The organism is Pseudomonas sp. NLJ1 (genome assembly GCF_049486705.1).
Classification (GTDB): domain Bacteria; phylum Pseudomonadota; class Gammaproteobacteria; order Pseudomonadales; family Pseudomonadaceae; genus Aquipseudomonas; species Aquipseudomonas inefficax.
The window spans coordinates 625,622-641,796 of record NZ_CP137735.1; the positions used below are offsets into that span (position 1 = coordinate 625,622).

Sequence of the window (16,175 nt, forward strand, 5' to 3'; positions counted from 1 at the left end):
AATCCCGGGGCCGCTCTGCGGCCCTTTCGCGACACAAGGCCGCTCCTACAAGTGCCCGTGCAGGGCAGGTACCTGCTGCGTACAAGCCTCCAACCCCAGACCATGACCTGAAGCAGTTTTGCCCCACCAGGCAAGGGCTATGCTAACCCCTGCGATAACCCAAGCTTATTCGGATGACACGGAGGCTCATATGAAAGCTGCTGTTGTTGCACCAGGCCGTCGCGTGGATGTGGTGGAGAAAACCCTGCGCCCTCTCGAGCACGGTGAAGCGCTGCTGAAAATGCAATGCTGCGGTGTGTGCCACACCGATCTGCATGTGAAAAATGGCGACTTCGGTGATAAGACCGGTGTAGTGCTAGGCCATGAAGGCATCGGCGTGGTCCAGGAAGTAGGGCCAGGCGTCACCTCGCTCAAGCCGGGTGACCGTGCCAGCGTGGCATGGTTCTACCAGGGCTGTGGGCATTGCGAGTATTGCACCAGCGGCAACGAAACCCTGTGCCGCGAAGTGAAGAACTCCGGCTACACCGTGGACGGGGGTATGGCTGAAGCCTGCATCGTCAAGGCCGACTACTCGGTCAAAGTGCCCGACGGGCTCGACTCCGCTGCCGCCAGCAGCATTACCTGCGCCGGCGTAACTACCTACAAGGCGGTAAAGATATCCAACATCCGCCCCGGCCAATGGATCGCCATCTACGGTCTTGGCGGCCTGGGCAACCTTGCCTTGCAATATGCCAAGAACGTCTTCAACGCCAAAGTGATCGCCATCGATGTCAACGAAGAGCAACTGCGCTTCGCCAGCGAGATGGGCGCCGACCTGGTCGTCAATTCACGCACCGAGGATGCCGCCAAGGTCATCCAGGCCAAGACCGGTGGCGCCCATGCCGCCGTGGTTACCGCCGTTGCCAAGGCTGCCTTCAACTCGGCCGTTGATGCCCTGCGCGCAGGTGGCCGCCTGGTTGCGGTCGGCCTGCCGTCGGAAGCCATGAACCTGAATATCCCGCGCCTGGTGCTGGACGGTATCGAAGTGATCGGCTCGCTGGTCGGCACTCGGCAAGACCTGCAGGAAGCTTTCCAGTTTGCGGCGGAAGGGAAAGTGGTGCCGAAGGTGACCCTGCGGCCGATCGAGGATATCAACCAGATCTTCGAGGAGATGCTGGAGGGCAAGATCAAAGGGCGGATGGTGATTCAGTTCGAGGAGTGATGGCTCAAGTGCGCTGGCTGTTGGCGCAGCGCACGCTACCCTTTTGCATTCAAGCGCAGGCGGTCAGAAATGGCTTCCGGCCCACCAGATAAAGCGAACCAATGGGCGCACCTTGCTCTCTAGTTACAGGTAAGCGCTCGAATCCCCGCCTGGCAACCAGCCTGGCATGGGGTAGCACGTGGTTTGGAAGGGAGTGGCCAATATGACGGAAGAAGAAGCAAGGGATGTTCTTGAGCGAATCGAGTACGAACTCAGCCTTCATCAACCCTGCACCGCTACGCGTATAGTAATCCACGACCTCGGCTTATGGGCTCGCCTTGAGAAGGCCAGCGGCGGGCCCATCAGCATCGCCAATGGCTGTACGCTATTCGACAGGCCCGTGTTGCTGGAGCCGAAATGCGATGCCTCATTCACGGTTTTATCCAGGTCTTGAGTTTAGGTTGCTACATAAGCAGAGCTGGTTAGCCCCCCGGAGTGAACATGAGCATCCGCAGCTTGGCGAAAAACCTGCCACCCGATCCGGACAATGACGGCTGGGTGCTTGGATGGGGCGTACTGAGAGACCGGCATCCCTGGCATTTCGTCGATGTTTATGCCGACCAGAAGACTGCCAGGGCCGAGGCGGAGTGCCGCGGGGTTGGCTATGTTGTGGAGTTCGGCTCACACCGCCTGGGATCGGATGAGTTCGTGTGCGGGAGGTGCCCGCCTGAAGGCTAGCGTGTACCGAGTTCATCACCGGCCTGGACGCCGACCAGCCGGCACTCTACAGGCACCTCCTTGGCCTCACATGTCCGTGAACCGCCGGCGCGTCAGGAACAATACTACGCCCAACGGCACAGCTAGCAACGTCAGCAGCTCCAAGTCAAAACCCAGGACCTGCTGCTGGCCGACGCTGAAGATCCCGACCAGTCCTGCTGCAAGTAGTACCAGACCCAGCCACTTGCGCAGCCGGTATGGTTTTAAAAACTGAACGAGGATCGCGCCCAGCATCATCAGGGCGACCGTCTGCAGGATGTAGGGCATGTGCAATTCCTCAGACCTTGATGACCAGCGTCACGCCAGAGCGTTGTGGGCCAATCCCGCCATGAACCTCTCCCTCGATACTGATCAGCACATCACCTGCATGCAAGCTAGGCAACGCCCCTTTCAAGTACCAGTTCATACCTGTCGTCACGACTGCACCCGAGGCCCAGCCAATGACCGGCCCTGCCAACGCGCCCACCTTCCCGGCAGCACCACCGGAGGCCGCAGCGATCCCCTTGGCAACGTTGCCTCGCACGGTGTTGATGGCATCAGCCTGCTGTCGAGTCAGTGGATTGGAAATGCGGACTGTCAGCAGACATGGCAGATTTCGGGCCTGCATCCGGTCGTACATATCGACGACCATGCTGTTGACTTGATAATGCGCGCGTTTCGCCTCACCAAAGTGCAGCTCACGCAGTCGGCCTCGATCGCTTTCCATGAGTGTGATTTTCGAGAGACTGAAGACGATCCCTTCATCCGTCGTGTATTGCGTGGTCTTCTCGACCTTCATGCGCGTATCCATTCGTGCAAAAGGGGGATTTTCTACAAGCGATGGGTGAGATGCAAATGGTCTTTTGGTGGGTTTCTCTTGAACGATTCACGAGGACCTGCACTTGTGGCCGATGCCTTGCGCATCGGCCGACATGCTCCGGCCGGCGCTACCCCTTGGTCAGATCAACCAATGGCGTCTGCCGCACCTCGGTTTCGTGCCCACCTTGTATCTCGCCAACCTGCTTCAAAGCCTTGTCCACTGCCATTTTGTCCGCCAACAAGCTGTAGCTGATATGGAACTGCCTGTTTTCCTTCGGCCCGATCGTCGGCACCAGATTCAGTGGCCGCTGGTAACGGCGGTTGTAGGAGAAGCTCGTCCCTGGCTCCAGCCCCGTCACATAACCCTGGCCTTGGGTATCGGTATTTTTCCACAGGGAAAATACAGGCAGTGTCCGAGTATTGAAGCCGACCGAAACGCCCAGATTGCCAGCCTTGTCATGCAATACGGCCAACGTATTGCCCTGGGCGTCGGCATACGGCACCACGTTATAAACCGTTTCGTCATAGTCCCTGGTGGGTGCTCGGTAGGTTTGCCAATCAGGCAAATCGGCCCTGGCCTTGTCGTTGAACGGTGACACCTGTTTCACGGGTGCGGCGAACCGTGCGCCCTGCTCCAGAAACGGAGTGCTGAAATTACTGTGATACAGCGCCTGGTATTCCTTCGGATAATCACCGTTGTTGGTCAGGGTGTCGTTGAGGGCGAACATCACGCTGCCCGGCTCGGTGACCAATTCGGTAACGACGGAGAAGTCGACCTTCTTGAACGCCTGCTCTTTCAGTTCGCCACGCAAACTGATGGCGTATGGTGGCTTCTCATCGATGTGCAGGGTGACCTTATTCGCAGGTATGTTGGCGGCCCGACCGTGCAAGGTCAGCAGCTCGCCATTGTCGACGCCGGGGTGGCCAACCCATTCGTAACCGCAGCGGGCGACCAGTTCGTTGAAACCCTCCAGCCAGCCAAGACCATTGCGCCCATTGAGTTCGATGAAGGACGGGTTGACTACCTCCTTGACCGGCGAATCCCAGCCCATGCGCACATTACCGACCGACGCCTGCAAGACGTTCATTCCGCGGGTCGGCACTACCGAAATTTTCATCGTACCGTTATCGATGTCGACGATGCTGACACCCTCTTGCCGGCCTCCGTGCAAAGTGCGCAAGGTAACGCTGAAGGGCTTGTCGGTTTTTACGCCAAGTTGCTGGCTGGTGATCTGCCAGTTCTGGGCGGCTTTGTCGGTGTCGAGCAGAACGTAATCCCAGGCCATGGTGTGGGAGGCCGCAGACAGGGCGCCGAGAGCAACGAAGAATTTGAGGAGGGGCATGACAGGTTGCCTTTCTTGGAGTTGTGCCCCTTTTATAGACACGAAGAAACGTTTCAGCAAGCTAGCCAAGCGATGCTTTCGATCGGTACGGGTTTCGCTAGCCATTTTCAGGGAGTAGCCTCGGCACAGTGAATCTTTCGAACCCGATCAGGTAATCAACCTTGTGAAGGCATCAGAGAGACAGAAAAAATTGCCCCACTCGATAGAATTTTCATTGCCATGCCAGACGGTTTTCCTGATTTGCCCTCGCTGAACGCGTTGCGTGTTTTTGAAGTGGTGGCTCGCCGCTTGAACTTCCGTGTTGCTGCCGAGGAACTGGGCGTGACCCAGGCGGCAGTTGCCCAGCACATACGCGGGCTGGAGGCGAGCCTGGATCTGCGTTTGTTTGAACGCCTACCCCGGGGCTTGGCGTTGACTGATGCGGGCCGGGGTTACAGCGCAAGCATCCGCAGTGCACTGGCGATGATCGACGAGGCAACACGCCTGCTCAGGCCACAGACTTCTCACCTGACAGTCAGCGTTACACCTACCTTCGCCTCGAAATGGCTGATTCCCAGGCTCGGCAATTTTGCGCAGCGTCATCCAGACATCGATTTGCGTGTGCTGGCAACCGATCGACTGTCGCACTTCAGCACCGATGGCGTGGATATCGCTGTCCGCTACGGCAAACCCGAATTCGGAGCAGGTTTGAATAGCGAGCTGCTGATGGAGCAGCGAATCGTTGCGGTGGCCAGCCCTAGGCTGTTCGAAGGCAGCGAAATACCTGCCAGTTTTGCTCAGTTGCAGGACTTCGTCATGTTGCACGATGCCCATAATTTCTGGCCTCAGTTCCTTGCAGAGCTGTTCCCGCATCACCTGCAACCCACCGCCAGAAACTTGCGCTTCAATCAGACCTCATTGGCCATTGAGGCGGCAATCAGCGGCCAGGGCATTGCCTTGGCCAACCCTGCGTTCGTCGGAGATGACATTACCGCAGGCCGGCTGATGCAGGTTTTTACCCAGCAACTCAGGGTCGACAAGTCGTTTTATCTGGTCTGGCCACGCAAGATGAAACAGCCGGACTCATTGAGCGTCGTACAACACTGGCTCAAGCAGCAAGCTGCCGATAGTTAATCTATCGTAACAGTGAAGTTTAGCTGTCTCCCTCACCAATGGTACTGCTGCTAAGGTGAATGCACCTGAAAAACCAGCATTGAGAGATTGGAGGCAGCATGTCAGTAGAAAAAGTTGCGATCATCGCGGCAGGCGGCAGCGGCATGGGCGCTGCGGCAGCACGACGCCTGGCCGCCGAAGGCTTCAAGGTGGGTATCCTCTCCTCCTCGGGCAAGGGCGAGGCGTTGGCTGCCGAACTCGGCGGTATTGGTGTAACCGGTAGCAACCAGTCGGTTGAAGACCTGCAACGCCTGGTCGACGCTGTCGTGGAGAAGTGGGGCCGTATCGATGTGCTGGTCAATAGCGCCGGCCATGGTCCGCGCGCGCCAATCCTGGAAATCAGCGACGAGGATTGGCACAAGGGTATGGATACTTACCTGCTCAATGTCATTCGCCCGACTCGCCTGGTGACGCCTTACATGCAGCGTCAGAAAAGCGGAGTGATCATCAACATCTCCACTGCATGGGCGTTCGAACCCAGCGAGCTGTTCCCGACTTCTGCCGTATTCCGCTCGGGCCTTGCCGCGTTCACCAAGATATTCGCCGACAATTTCGCCGGCGATAACGTGCGCATCAACAATGTCCTTCCTGGCTGGATCGACAGCTTGCCGGCCACCGAACAACGCCGCGATAGCGTGCCGCTCAAGCGCTACGGCACCAGCGAAGAGATCGCTGCGACCATTGCGTTCCTTGCTAGCGAAGGCGCGGCCTACATCACCGGGCAGAACATCAGGGTCGATGGCGGCGTTACACGCAGCATTTGATCGCCCGTGGACGCAGCTGGCGATCCCGGTCGGCCACGTGCGCAACCCTTATCGGCTCATGCAGCTGTCCACCTTGGACGAGCAAGGATAGCTCGCTTCCAGGACGGTGAGCGCTCAACAGTTCTGCCAAAAGAAAAGGCACCCGAGCAGACTGTGTGAAAACCTAGCAATCTGCCCGGCCCTTTAAGAGAATGCTCCGTATCGAAAGATACGGAGCATTTTTCGTTATGGCCTACATACAAGGAGAGTCTCGCAGCCAGACCAGCCTGTTCCCGGTCTCGCTGGAGGAATTGATCCCTGAAGATCACCTCGTACGGGTCATCGACCTGTATGTAGCCAAGCTGGATCTGGGCCTGCTCGGCTTCGAAAAAGCCCAGCCGAAGGCCACTGGGCGCCCAGCCTATGACCCCGCCGATCAGTTGAAGCTCTACCTCTATGGCTATTTTCAGCGCATCCGTTCATCGCGGCGCCTGGAAGCCGAGTGCCAGCGCAACATCGAAGTGATGTGGCTGATCAACCGGCTTAAACCCGACTTCAAGACCATCGCTGACTTCCGCAAAAACAACAAAGCTGCTTTCGTCACGACATGCCGGGCTTTTGTGCAGTTCTGTCGAGCTGCCGGTTTGATTGCCGGTGACCTGGTTGCGGTCGACGGCAGTAAGTTTCAGGCAGTCGCTTCCTCGCGACGTCACCTGACTTGAATCAGCTCAGCCGTCGCTGCGGGAGCATCAGAGAAGAAGCGCATAGAAGCAGTGGAAGAGGATGTGATCATCCTTCCCGACAGCTTCTACGACATGAACACCTGGGACCTCGATGCAGCGCCCGAGTCGACCAGGCGCCGGTGGCGGGCGGACATCAACGAAAAGCTGAACGGAATGGTGGAAGAGGCACTGGAAAAGGTGAGGATGATCCTAGAGGTTGAGGGCTTGCTTATGAGTCATGCGGCGTAATCGCCTATTGACATCAGTGAGCGACTGAGCGAAATTACTCCCATCCTGTCATTCCTGCGCGTGTTGAGGAGTGGCACACCAGAACCCGGCCACTGAGCCGGGTTTTTTATTGCCCGAAGAGGGCCTCAAGAGGCACAGAACTGCGCCGGTCTTATTAATTGTCCCGATGGTCTGTTATTTTACCCTATGTCAGGCTTAGGGCGCATACTCGCTTTAGCTCAGATTTTCTGAGTTATTGAGAGGTACTTATGTCTAGTGACATTACCAAACCAAATGGATCCCCGGGACTTGAATTGGAAGTTGAAGAAGGTACAGAAAAGCGTGAGGGGTTGGACAAATCTAGCCCAGAGGATAGGGACGACTATATCGATCCCGACGCTACACCTAAACAAGAACCTGATTCCCCTGAACGTCAAAAAGCTTCAAATATGGAAAAGTTCAGTAGTCAGCAGACTGGTTGGACTTATCCTGGGCGCCGTTGGTAGAGGCACCCAACCACGTACGGCTCTTTCACCACATAAGCTCCTCGAAGCTGGCTACCCTCTAGTCTACACCCCAGATGATGACAAGCCAGGCCTTGATAAAGGTCCGGAGAGTGACCGGAGGCAGATGCGTACACATGATGGATCACTCGCTGAGTAATTCATTTATTTGAGCTCGGAAAACCGGGCTCATCAGAGGTTTATATGACAGATAAAACATCGCACCAGGGTGAAAGAAGCTCTGGCGAAAATACATCTCCCCAAGGCCCAAGGGCGGAAGGAAGTAAGGGTGCCAACACCGAGCGGGCTTCAAAGGCAGAGCTCTATAGTCGGCACGACAAGGTTGCTGAGAAAGATGTCAAAAATGATCCGCGAAAGTCGTGAAGTAGAACATTTGAGCTGATTGAAGCACCCAATAAATTGGGAAAGCGCTAATAAATCACTTGCTAGCCGCCTTCGGGCGGTTTTTTGTTCTGGTGAATTGTCTTCCCATCAGATCAACGGTTGGCCATGAGCAACGTCACACGAATTCGCCATGAGCTTCCGGTAAGCACGGATATCGACCATGCGGTGGCAGAGTTCGATGCCGCTCTGGTCAAAGCCATTGATGCAGCCAAGGATGCCGGGCTGCCGCAGGGACTGCTGGTCGGCCTGTTGCACGGCCACGCCCACGCCGAATCACACAAGATGGTGGCCAAATGAACGTGGTTGAGCGGAAACGGCGGGAGCGAGAGGAGCCGCACGCCTCCGGCGAGTGCATCTGCGCGAACTGTCAGCATGAATGGGTAGCGACTGCCCCGGTAGGTGTCACGCAGATGGAGTGTCCGGAGTGCGGTACCCATCGCGGCGCCTTCAAGTATCCATTTGGTCCGCAGCCAGGTGACGAGGCATTCCACTGCAACTGCGGCTCAGAAACGTTTTTCATCATGCGCAAGCCAGGCCAAGCCAGTGGCGCAGTGCACTGCTATGGCTGTGGTGTAGAGGCGACCGGCTGGTTTAAGTAGGTATCCCATGACAACGAAGCAACCCGACTGGGAGGCGATGGAACGAGCCTACCGGATCGGGTCGCCCAATGCTGCATGAGCGTGCTCACGCTCAGACCAGCATCATATTCATGATTAACGCTTCAATGCAGTGGATTGATCTGTTGGCACCGGCTACCTTGATGCTTCACGCAAGGAGTCCGGACATGGCAGATAAATATGTTGGAAGAATAGTTGGGCTTGGCACGGATAATGTCGAGTACGTCATCTACATCTACCAAGACGAGACGGTCGAGCGCTCTTCGAGCGGCATGGTTCGACATGAAGGCTTGAAGCATTTCGAAATGCAAATGGGTGGTGCCGTGAACAAGATCTCCGAAACGGAGTACGAGATCGTTGCTACTGGAGTGAGGGTCACTGTGCATGATGATAAGAGCTAATCGGGTCGGCCTCTCGTGCGAGCGCTTGAAATGGAATGCCGCATGGCAGCCAGATGGAGCAATCACCATGCATAGCTTGCGTTGAGCCAATCGCCTTTCGGCTAGTACTCCCTCCTGCACTGAATAGACTCCTGCCGTCCCGGCACCGCAACATCATTTCAAACACAAGGTGACCTATGGATAGGCCGTATCCTCCATCGTCACTGCTTGAACTGTCCGAGCTATCCGACTTCGGTATCCGCTTGGCTCCTGCCCCTGAAATATGGGATTGGCTTAAGGCCGAGATTCTTGCCGACACCGGCAGCATCCATAACCCAGAGCACGCCCACCTGATCGACGCCAACATCGGCGTGCTCTGGGCATCGACTGGGTTCGCCAAACAGGGGCGGGTCGTCCTTGGCCAGGCCGAGCAGCTGATGTTCCGCGCTGGCGGATGGCAGGAGGCCCGGCAAGAGCAGCAGATGCGAGAATGGTTCGGCGAGGAGCCGGACTACCTCATCACCCTGGCCGCCGACTACTGCTCCCAGTGCACCGATGCTGAGTTCTGCGCCCTGGTCGAACACGAGCTGTACCACATCGCCCAGGTAACTGATGAGTACGGCGCACCCAAGTTCACACAGGACGGGCTACCCAAGCTGTACCTGCGCGGCCATGACGTCGAAGAGTTCGTCGGAGTGGTACGGCGCTACGGTGCCAGCGAAGAAGTCCAGCAGCTGATCGACGCTGCAAGCCGGCCGCCCGAGGTGGCCAAGATCAACATTGCGAGGGCCTGCGGAACCTGTCTACTGAAGTCGGCCTGATTTTTGGACAGGTTTGGACGGATGAACGCCTATGGCAGCCCTATCAAGTGAGGTGAAGGTCTTCGTAATTCAGGCCTTGGCCTGCTTCGATACGCCTTCCCAGGTGGCCGAGTCGGTACAAAAGGAATTCGGTTTGACCATCACCCGGCAGCAGATCGAGTCGCACGACCCCACGAAGGTCTCTGGGAAGGGGTTAGCCGCCAAGTGGAAGCAGCTCTTCGAAGACACTCGCAAGCGCTTCCGCGAAGACATCACTGAAATTCCCATCGCCAACAAGGCCTACCGTTTGCGCGGCCTCAATAGGATGGCTGACAAAGCCGAAGGAATGCGGAACCTGGCTCTGACGGCGCAACTGTACGAGCAGGCGGCCAAGGAATGCGGCGACATGTACAGCAACCGCAAGATCGAACCCGACAAGCCCCTGGGCTCCCAGGCGGACCAGCAGCACGCCGTTGCTGAGTACAAGCTGGAGCCAGACGAAGGTGTCCCGACTACCCCGTACCTATGACCCGCCGGTGAAGTTGACGCCGAAGCAGGCGAACATCTACGTTTGGGGCTTTCAGCCCGAGGCGCGTTTCCGTGATGCGGTGTGCGGGCGTCGATTCGGCAAGACCTTCCTCGGCAAGGCAGAGATGCGCCGCGCGGCCCGGCTGGCTGCGGAGTGGGGCGTGAGCGTCGAGGACGAGATATGGTATGGCGCGCCGACGTTCAAGCAGGCCAAGCGGGTCTTCTGGCGCCGGCTGAAGCAGGCCATCCCAGAGGCCTGGCGCGCAGCCCGGCCGAACGAGACCGAGTGCTCGATTACCCTCAAGTCCGGCCACATCATGCGTGTGGTCGGCTTGGACAATTACGACAACCTGCGGGGCTCCGGCCTGTTTTTCGTCCTGGTGGACGAATGGGCGGACTGCCCGTGGGCAGCCTGGGAAGAAGTGCTCAGGCCAATGCTCTCGACCTGCCAGTACAAGATCCCCCAGACCGGGGAGTCGAGAAAGGGCGGGCATGCGCTGCGGATCGGGACCCCGAAGGGCTTCAACCACTGCTATGACACCTACCGCGACGGGCAGCCGGGCGGTGAGCCGGATCACAAGAGCTGGCAGTACACCTCGCTGCAGGGCGGCAACGTCCCGGCCGATGAACTGGACGCTGCCCGCCGCAAGATGGACCCGCGCACGTTCCGTCAGGAATACGAGGCCGGCTTCGAGAACTACGCCGGAGTCGTGTACTACACCTTCGACCGGGCCGAGTGTCGCACCAGTGAGCGCATCAGGCCGGGTGAGGCCGTGCACATCGGCATGGACTTCAACGTCATGAAGATGGCTGCGGTCGTGTACGTGGTCCGGGAAGGCCTGCCGCTGGCGCTGGATGAGTTCCACCCGGTGCGGGACACGCCCGAGATGATCGAGAAGATCAAGGTTCGCTTCTCTGGCCACAGCGTCTCCGTGTACCCAGACGCTAGTGGCCAGAACACCAGTAGCAAGAACGCTAGCGAATCGGACCTGTCCCTGCTCAAGAAGGCCGGCTTCTCCGCGAACGATCTTTCCAACGGTGCCGCGGTTAACCCCTGTCACTCTGGCGATATCCAGTTGGGAGTTCTTTTGCGCGTGAAGCCGGCGGATCTGGCGAACCTGATCCGGCGTTACCTTGGCGTTCGGGTGAAATACCCCCTCAAGCTTTGTGCCGTGCCGAACCTTGTCAGCCTCATTGTCTTTGTGAGAGCCCCAGGCCAAGTTCTCAGCCCTTGAGTTCATTTGATCCCCGTCAAGGTGCCTGACAACCTCCCCCTCACCAGGAACGAAAGCCTCTGCGACCAGCCGGTGGATGTTCCTTTTGGATTGATCGGGACCATCGCAGAGGCAAACCGCTGGATATCCTGCGCTCATGCTTTGAGCCAGGATCCGGCCTTCAATCAACTTTTCGCCACGACCGAACTTCACGTATCTGCTGATCGAGCGGACGCGGCCCAGGTTACTCACCTCGTAGAGGCCTACAAAGCCCCGAACCGGACGCCATCTTTCTTCCTGATCATTGACAGTGCAGTCCTGGCCGCGGGCGCTATCGCGCACCTTCTTGCTAACGACCTTCATGCGTAGCTCCCCATCATGTCGGCAGCATCCAGCGCAGCAGCCTCGGTTTCGAAGTGAGCCGACAGCACCAGCCGCCAGCAGGCGTTGAACACGTCGCGGTACAGCGGCTCGAATGCGGTGTCGTCCATGTTCGCCCAGCTGATCGACTTGGCTTCCTTGCGCACTCCATCTGGCGTCTGCACCAGGTGAAAGTGGCCAGCCTCAATGGTCACCCACTCGCGGAAGGCCTCACGGCTCTTGTCCACCACTGGGAAACGATCGGCGCGGTCAGCCTCGAGCTTGGCGATGTAGCACTCCACGGCGTTTGTGAGCTGCCCAGGGCGCTGGTTCAGGTCTTCGAAGTACTTGGCCAAGCCCCAGATGCCTCGCAGCTCCTGCCGAGGCACAAGGCCTCCCGCAGGCTCCCAGTACTCCCATGCCAGATCCAGCATGGAGAAGAACTTGCGGTGGAATTTGGCGTTGCGCATCTTGGTGAACTTGCCGTGGATGACCTGGCCAGCCTTCCAATGCTGGATGGTTTCGCGGTCAGCGTCGGTTGCCGGCACCAGGCCATGCGAGGTACGGATCAGTGCGAGCTCAGCCATTGGCCTTCTCCTCGATCTTCACGCACTCGAAAGTGCGCTTGCCGACGTAGAACTTGCCCAGGCGCTCACACTCGGCAGCGACTGTGTGATGTGCCCAGACCCAGCCGATGGAGATGCCAACGATCAGCGCGAAGAGGAGACCGAATTTATCCATGGGATGCCTCCTTGGCCATGGCCGCCCGGTATCCGGCTAGCTCCGCGATGTCTCGGTGGTAATCGCGGAGCGTTACCGGATGCATGTCTTCCGGTTTCTGCCCTGCATACTTCTGGTTCATCTCGCCAGCCAGCGAAGCGATGCACTCGCTCAGTGCCGTGCGCAGCGCCTCATTCTCGGCCTTGAGCTGGTCGCGCTCTCGATTGGCGTTGATGAGCTGGGCGGATAGGCAATCGCATTCGCCTCGCCACTCCCCGGTGATGTCGTGCACGTCGCCGGTGTCGCCGCAGGTCCAGCAGAATGGTCCGTGGCGCCAGGTTTCAAGCTCTTGTTCAAGCTCTCGCTCTTTTTTGCTGCGACTGGTCGACAACCGCTCGATTTCCGCGAGCAGGGCCAAAACGTCGACTGCACGAACGGCGAGAGCAGGGAAAGGATTGCCGTTGCCGCCAGGATGGTTGTTAGCAATTGCGCGCTCGGCCGAAACGCGGAGCTCACTGCGCATCTTGTTGGTGTCCATCAGTGCTTCTCCTCGGCAGCTTCCATCTCGTCGAGCTTCTTCATGACCCGGGCGAGCAACTGCGCGTGCTCTTCCTCGGTCTCGCAGATCACCGGCACGAACAGCACGCCGTGCTTCGCGAACGTCTGCGCGAGAATCAGAGCGGCGCGGATCTTCTTCATCGGGCTCATACACCCTCCCCGGCCGGCTGCCCGGCGCGCTTGATGTTCAACTTGGCCAGCAGGTGTGCACGGTTCATGCTGCCTCCTTGCGAGCATTGAGCTTCTCGACGAACTTGGTTAGTGCCCATTCACAGCGGCTCATTTGGCTGTGCATGGCGGTCTTCTCTGCATTGGCCTCCCGGCTCACCCCGGCCAGGTAACGCTCTCGCACGCTGCGGTCCATAGCGGCCACCGCTGAGCTCTGGGCGATTTCGTAGATATGCAATGCGCCGGGGTGTGGCTGCTTCATGCCGACACGCAGGTAGCCGTGGTATGCGTCTTTCCCGAGCCCATGCTCGATCAGGCCATGCAGCTCGTGAGTGCTGAACTCGACGGTGCGCCCGGCATACAGGACAAGCAGCCGTGCACCGCCGACGCCTGGGAACATGAACTGCATATCGCCATAGGCGATAACCACCGGGCATCCGGTCGCGGCGCTAGCGTCCATGGCCTTTTCGCGCTCGATTTCCGTTGGGTGAGGGCCTTTCACCTCAACGAACAGGCCGGCCCGAGGCAGGTAAAAGTCAGGCAGATAAGCGCCATGCCGGGTTTTCACCAGGCGCGGCTCGTACAGCCAGTCGATATTCAGCGCGTCCATCATGTCGGCCCAGCGCGTTTCGGAGTGGGAGCGCATGAGGTAGCCGCCACGCGCGAAGATTGTTTGACCCATCAGAAGCTACCCCCTGGCTTGAAATCGTTGAGCATCGAACGAGATGACCGCCGTGCCGGCTGTGCGGAAGCCTGCTGCTGTTCACGCGATCCGGCGTAGTTGGTGAAGCGGGCGAATTCACCCTGGTGCTGCAATAGGCAGTGCCCGGTCGACGCGTGGCGGTGCTTCACTACGTCGATTTCAGTAACGCCGCTTTGTCCAAGATCGGAATCTGCATCCCGGTGCGCGATCAGGATGATGTCGGCGTCCTGCTCGATCTCGCCGGAGTCGCGCAGGTCCGACATCTGCGGCTTTTTGGTTGTGCGGGTCTCGATGCTTCGGTTGAGCTGGGCCAGAACGATAACTGGCACGTTCAGCTCCTTGGCCATGCCCTTGATCCCGCGGCTGATCGCTCCGAGCTCGAGGTTGCGATTCTGCTGGCGGCTACCTGCCTCTGGCGCGATCAGCCCGATGTAGTCGATGACGATTAGGTCCAAAGGCTTGGCCTTGTGCTGGAAACGCGCGATGTTGCGGATGCGGCTCAGCGGAAGGCCGCCCTTCTGGCAGATACGCAGGTCGGCGTCACGCATACGCCCGACAGCGGCAGTGATCTTCTGGATCTGCTCACCGTCACCCATGGCCTTGCCAGTGTCGATGTTGCCCAGCGTTACAGCCGAGGCAGACGCCAGGCTTCGCTTCGACAGCTCCTTGCCGGACATCTCGAGCGAGAACACCAGCGCGGACTTGCCGTTGCGGATTGTCAGATGCTCGGCAATCCCCAGGCCCAGGGTTGTTTTGCCAGTCCCTGGCCGCCCGGCGATGATAATTACGTGAGAGCCGCGCAGGCCCTGCAGCAGCTCATCAAGATCAGCCAGCCCGGTGGAGTGGCCATTGATGCCCTGTCCGTTGAAGCGGTCGTCCATTTCATCGATGACGGGGCCCAAGGCCTCGGCCAGGCTGATAACGTCCGACTCGTCATCTTCGCTATTTAGCGTCATGACGGTTTGCTGGACATCCGCGATGATTCCGGCGATGGGGCGCGCATGAGTCGCCATATCGATGATCGACTGCCCGATCTCGCTGATCTGGCGCGCCTTGTAGCGCTCAGAAACGATCCTGGCGTACTCATGGACGTTGGCCACGGACGGAACAGAGCGCATGAGCTCAGAAGCTCGAACGATGGTGAGCTCACCGCTGCTGAGCGTTGGGCGGATGTCCGACAGGGCTACCGGGTCAACTGGTCGGCCTGCCGACCGAGCGCCCAGGATCATGCTGAATAGGTCGGCGGCATCAGGGTCGTAGAAGTGCTGGACGGATACCTTGGCGCCGATAGATTCGATCAGGTCAGGCTGGTGCATCAGGGCGCCGACGACGCCGTGTTCGGCCTCCTCGGAGACCAGTGGGCGAGTCTCGATCATTGCTGAGCCTCCAGAACCTTGAGCACCTTGTCCTGGCGGGTCAGGAACTCAATATCGGCGGTCCAGCCACGGTCGTTCTGGCCAACCCAGTGCTTGTTGGCCAGGCAGAGCATCCAGACGAAAGCATGCACGTCGACCACATCAATCGCATACGCGATGACAACCGGTGGAAAAACCTGCGGCTGCTTACACCGAAAGACAACCGAGCGCATCGAGTTGTTACCAGGAAGCCGCCAGCGAGCGGTGTTACAGGCGTGTACTGGGATGGCCGCAAGAACAAGTGGGTCGTTCAGATATTTCGAAACCGCAAGGTTCACTACGGCGGTTACCACAGCACCATAGATGCCGCCGCAGTAGCTGCGGACGAACTTCGCGCCACGCTTGATCAGCAAAGCCGCAGCCTGACCACCAACCTGCCGCGACCGGCGGCGTGGAGACCATCCATGAACCTGATCGACTGCTACGTCACGAAGATCCTCGGCGAGCCGTACCGCAAGTTCGGCTACTGGTGGGTTGATGTCGAGTACGAATCGGAAGGCCGCGCCGGCACAACAAAACTGATGTTTGGAACCCGGAAATCTGCTCGCGAGGCGAAGGCAGGATTCCAATTCTTGGCCTGAGGACGAGACATGATCACCCCATTCAAGGCCTACACCCTGGGCGAGGACTTCGCCGTCAGGGAGGTCACCATCGTGCGAAAAGGTCTGTTCTGCACGGACAGCAAAGGCGTGAAGCACCCGAAGCCGAAGCTGTTCACCAGCCCCAAGGCTGCGCAGGACAAAGCCAGGAAGTGGCTGGCTGACCGAGAGGTGCAGCTTGCAAAAGAAAACGCGCTGCACGAGCAGCGGAAGAAGATCGTCGAATCCTACTGATCACCGCCGGGTACGGCAGGAGCCCTAT

General features: G+C 58.6%; 22 protein-coding genes and 2 pseudogenes. 13 read left to right on the forward strand and 11 right to left on the reverse strand.

The features are described from left to right. Positions 1–190 precede the first annotated feature (190 nt). Complete coding sequence (gene adhP / locus R9B85_RS02875) at positions 191–1,201, forward strand: alcohol dehydrogenase AdhP (RefSeq protein WP_252378341.1); 1,011 nt, start codon at positions 191–193, stop codon at positions 1,199–1,201. Positions 1,202–1,681: 480 nt separating this feature from the next. Next, positions 1,682–1,918 carry a hypothetical protein gene (locus R9B85_RS02880; protein ID WP_112252787.1) on the forward strand — a complete coding sequence of 79 codons (237 nt, stop codon included), beginning with the start codon at positions 1,682–1,684 and terminating at the stop codon, positions 1,916–1,918. A gap of 66 nt (positions 1,919–1,984) precedes the next feature. Here R9B85_RS02880 and R9B85_RS02885 read toward each other — a convergent pair whose 3' ends face one another. The 3 genes from R9B85_RS02885 to R9B85_RS02895 form a co-directional block, all read right to left on the reverse strand. After that, entirely contained in the window at positions 1,985–2,224 is a 240-nt protein-coding gene (locus R9B85_RS02885; protein WP_112252788.1) for a hypothetical protein, read from the reverse strand. Between the two features lie 10 nt (positions 2,225–2,234). Then, positions 2,235–2,735 (reverse strand): hypothetical protein, encoded by a 501-nt coding sequence (locus R9B85_RS02890; RefSeq protein WP_181457352.1) that lies wholly within the window; start codon positions 2,733–2,735, stop codon positions 2,235–2,237. A 148-nt stretch (positions 2,736–2,883) separates the two neighbouring features. Further along, entirely contained in the window at positions 2,884–4,098 is a 1,215-nt protein-coding gene (locus R9B85_RS02895) for an aldose 1-epimerase family protein (RefSeq protein ID WP_423770810.1), read from the reverse strand. A 219-nt stretch (positions 4,099–4,317) separates the two neighbouring features. Between R9B85_RS02895 and R9B85_RS02900 the strand changes: the two genes are divergently transcribed. The 9 genes and pseudogenes from R9B85_RS02900 (at position 4,318) to R9B85_RS02940 (ending at position 11,411) form a co-directional block, all read left to right on the forward strand. After that, complete coding sequence (locus tag R9B85_RS02900) at positions 4,318–5,211, forward strand: LysR substrate-binding domain-containing protein (RefSeq protein WP_423770811.1); 894 nt, start codon at positions 4,318–4,320, stop codon at positions 5,209–5,211. 98 nt (positions 5,212–5,309) lie between these two features. Then, on the forward strand, positions 5,310–6,014 hold the full coding sequence (locus R9B85_RS02905) for an SDR family oxidoreductase (RefSeq protein ID WP_112252791.1): 705 nt from the start codon (positions 5,310–5,312) through the stop codon (positions 6,012–6,014). Between the two features lie 227 nt (positions 6,015–6,241). Beyond that, positions 6,242–6,709: pseudogene (locus R9B85_RS02910) on the forward strand (transposase); the annotation flags it as partial. A gap of 69 nt (positions 6,710–6,778) precedes the next feature. Further along, positions 6,779–6,964: a hypothetical protein gene (locus tag R9B85_RS02915; RefSeq protein WP_243432328.1), complete on the forward strand. Its 186-nt coding sequence runs from the start codon at positions 6,779–6,781 to the stop codon at positions 6,962–6,964. A 992-nt stretch (positions 6,965–7,956) separates the two neighbouring features. Beyond that, positions 7,957–8,148: a hypothetical protein gene (locus tag R9B85_RS02920; protein ID WP_112252792.1), complete on the forward strand. Its 192-nt coding sequence runs from the start codon at positions 7,957–7,959 to the stop codon at positions 8,146–8,148. 487 nt (positions 8,149–8,635) lie between these two features. Next, complete coding sequence (locus R9B85_RS02925) at positions 8,636–8,869, forward strand: hypothetical protein (RefSeq protein WP_026031959.1); 234 nt, start codon at positions 8,636–8,638, stop codon at positions 8,867–8,869. A gap of 176 nt (positions 8,870–9,045) precedes the next feature. Next, on the forward strand, positions 9,046–9,669 hold the full coding sequence (locus tag R9B85_RS02930) for a putative metallopeptidase (protein ID WP_207878284.1): 624 nt from the start codon (positions 9,046–9,048) through the stop codon (positions 9,667–9,669). A gap of 31 nt (positions 9,670–9,700) precedes the next feature. Beyond that, positions 9,701–10,177 carry a DUF2280 domain-containing protein gene (locus tag R9B85_RS02935; RefSeq protein WP_207878286.1) on the forward strand — a complete coding sequence of 159 codons (477 nt, stop codon included), beginning with the start codon at positions 9,701–9,703 and terminating at the stop codon, positions 10,175–10,177. Further along, positions 10,152–11,411 carry a terminase gene (locus tag R9B85_RS02940; protein ID WP_353844708.1) on the forward strand — a complete coding sequence of 420 codons (1,260 nt, stop codon included), beginning with the start codon at positions 10,152–10,154 and terminating at the stop codon, positions 11,409–11,411. The genes R9B85_RS02935 and R9B85_RS02940 overlap by 26 nt, the downstream gene beginning before the upstream one ends. 12 nt (positions 11,412–11,423) lie before the next feature. On the opposite strand, the pseudogene R9B85_RS02945 reads toward R9B85_RS02940, so the two are convergent. From R9B85_RS02945 to R9B85_RS02980, 8 genes and pseudogenes are all read right to left on the reverse strand, one after another. Then, positions 11,424–11,753: pseudogene (locus tag R9B85_RS02945) on the reverse strand (NUMOD4 domain-containing protein); the annotation flags it as partial. After that, positions 11,750–12,337, reverse strand: coding sequence for a DUF1367 family protein (locus R9B85_RS02950; RefSeq protein ID WP_112252794.1), 588 nt, complete (start codon positions 12,335–12,337; stop codon positions 11,750–11,752). The gene R9B85_RS02950 and the pseudogene R9B85_RS02945, both read right to left, overlap by 4 nt. After that, positions 12,330–12,491: a hypothetical protein gene (locus R9B85_RS02955; RefSeq protein WP_181457354.1), complete on the reverse strand. Its 162-nt coding sequence runs from the start codon at positions 12,489–12,491 to the stop codon at positions 12,330–12,332. The genes R9B85_RS02950 and R9B85_RS02955 overlap by 8 nt, the downstream gene beginning before the upstream one ends. Then, positions 12,484–13,008 (reverse strand): hypothetical protein, encoded by a 525-nt coding sequence (locus R9B85_RS02960; protein ID WP_207878288.1) that lies wholly within the window; start codon positions 13,006–13,008, stop codon positions 12,484–12,486. The genes R9B85_RS02955 and R9B85_RS02960 overlap by 8 nt, the downstream gene beginning before the upstream one ends. Continuing rightward, complete coding sequence (locus tag R9B85_RS02965; protein WP_181457355.1) at positions 13,008–13,178, reverse strand: DUF1382 family protein; 171 nt, start codon at positions 13,176–13,178, stop codon at positions 13,008–13,010. The genes R9B85_RS02960 and R9B85_RS02965 overlap by 1 nt, the downstream gene beginning before the upstream one ends. 64 nt (positions 13,179–13,242) lie before the next feature. Further along, entirely contained in the window at positions 13,243–13,878 is a 636-nt protein-coding gene (locus tag R9B85_RS02970; RefSeq protein ID WP_215520636.1) for a hypothetical protein, read from the reverse strand. Beyond that, positions 13,878–15,275: a DnaB-like helicase C-terminal domain-containing protein gene (locus R9B85_RS02975; RefSeq protein WP_423770812.1), complete on the reverse strand. Its 1,398-nt coding sequence runs from the start codon at positions 15,273–15,275 to the stop codon at positions 13,878–13,880. The genes R9B85_RS02970 and R9B85_RS02975 overlap by 1 nt, the downstream gene beginning before the upstream one ends. Beyond that, a complete protein-coding gene (locus R9B85_RS02980; protein WP_353844707.1) occupies positions 15,272–15,406 on the reverse strand; it encodes a hypothetical protein in 135 nt (44 codons plus the stop codon). The genes R9B85_RS02975 and R9B85_RS02980 overlap by 4 nt, the downstream gene beginning before the upstream one ends. A 312-nt stretch (positions 15,407–15,718) precedes the next feature. Here R9B85_RS02980 and R9B85_RS02985 point away from each other — a divergent pair, with 312 nt between their 5' ends. Together R9B85_RS02985 and R9B85_RS02990 are read left to right on the forward strand one after the other, a co-directional pair. Further along, positions 15,719–15,895, forward strand: coding sequence for a hypothetical protein (locus R9B85_RS02985; RefSeq protein ID WP_165605144.1), 177 nt, complete (start codon positions 15,719–15,721; stop codon positions 15,893–15,895). A gap of 9 nt (positions 15,896–15,904) precedes the next feature. Next, the gene (locus R9B85_RS02990; protein ID WP_061203120.1) at positions 15,905–16,147 is read left to right on the forward strand and encodes a hypothetical protein; all 243 of its coding nucleotides are present in this window, start codon (positions 15,905–15,907) and stop codon (positions 16,145–16,147) included. Positions 16,148–16,175: the final 28 nt, after the last annotated feature.

Coding starts and splice junctions, on each gene's coding strand:
- R9B85_RS02985 (WP_165605144.1), top strand. CDS start 15,719: ATGAACCTGATCGACTGCTACGTCACGAAGATCCTCGGCGAGCCGTAC.
- R9B85_RS02890 (WP_181457352.1), bottom strand. CDS start 2,735: ATGAAGGTCGAGAAGACCACGCAATACACGACGGATGAAGGGATCGTC.
- R9B85_RS02885 (WP_112252788.1), bottom strand. CDS start 2,224: ATGCCCTACATCCTGCAGACGGTCGCCCTGATGATGCTGGGCGCGATC.
- R9B85_RS02965 (WP_181457355.1), bottom strand. CDS start 13,178: ATGAGCCCGATGAAGAAGATCCGCGCCGCTCTGATTCTCGCGCAGACG.
- R9B85_RS02880 (WP_112252787.1), top strand. CDS start 1,682: ATGAGCATCCGCAGCTTGGCGAAAAACCTGCCACCCGATCCGGACAAT.
- R9B85_RS02950 (WP_112252794.1), bottom strand. CDS start 12,337: ATGGCTGAGCTCGCACTGATCCGTACCTCGCATGGCCTGGTGCCGGCA.
- R9B85_RS02930 (WP_207878284.1), top strand. CDS start 9,046: ATGGATAGGCCGTATCCTCCATCGTCACTGCTTGAACTGTCCGAGCTA.
- R9B85_RS02925 (WP_026031959.1), top strand. CDS start 8,636: ATGGCAGATAAATATGTTGGAAGAATAGTTGGGCTTGGCACGGATAAT.
- R9B85_RS02905 (WP_112252791.1), top strand. CDS start 5,310: ATGTCAGTAGAAAAAGTTGCGATCATCGCGGCAGGCGGCAGCGGCATG.
- R9B85_RS02935 (WP_207878286.1), top strand. CDS start 9,701: ATGGCAGCCCTATCAAGTGAGGTGAAGGTCTTCGTAATTCAGGCCTTG.
- R9B85_RS02900 (WP_423770811.1), top strand. CDS start 4,318: ATGCCAGACGGTTTTCCTGATTTGCCCTCGCTGAACGCGTTGCGTGTT.
- R9B85_RS02990 (WP_061203120.1), top strand. CDS start 15,905: ATGATCACCCCATTCAAGGCCTACACCCTGGGCGAGGACTTCGCCGTC.
- R9B85_RS02970 (WP_215520636.1), bottom strand. CDS start 13,878: ATGGGTCAAACAATCTTCGCGCGTGGCGGCTACCTCATGCGCTCCCAC.
- R9B85_RS02920 (WP_112252792.1), top strand. CDS start 7,957: ATGAGCAACGTCACACGAATTCGCCATGAGCTTCCGGTAAGCACGGAT.
- R9B85_RS02955 (WP_181457354.1), bottom strand. CDS start 12,491: ATGGATAAATTCGGTCTCCTCTTCGCGCTGATCGTTGGCATCTCCATC.
- R9B85_RS02895 (WP_423770810.1), bottom strand. CDS start 4,098: ATGCCCCTCCTCAAATTCTTCGTTGCTCTCGGCGCCCTGTCTGCGGCC.
- adhP (WP_252378341.1), top strand. CDS start 191: ATGAAAGCTGCTGTTGTTGCACCAGGCCGTCGCGTGGATGTGGTGGAG.
- R9B85_RS02960 (WP_207878288.1), bottom strand. CDS start 13,008: ATGGACACCAACAAGATGCGCAGTGAGCTCCGCGTTTCGGCCGAGCGC.
- R9B85_RS02975 (WP_423770812.1), bottom strand. CDS start 15,275: ATGATCGAGACTCGCCCACTGGTCTCCGAGGAGGCCGAACACGGCGTC.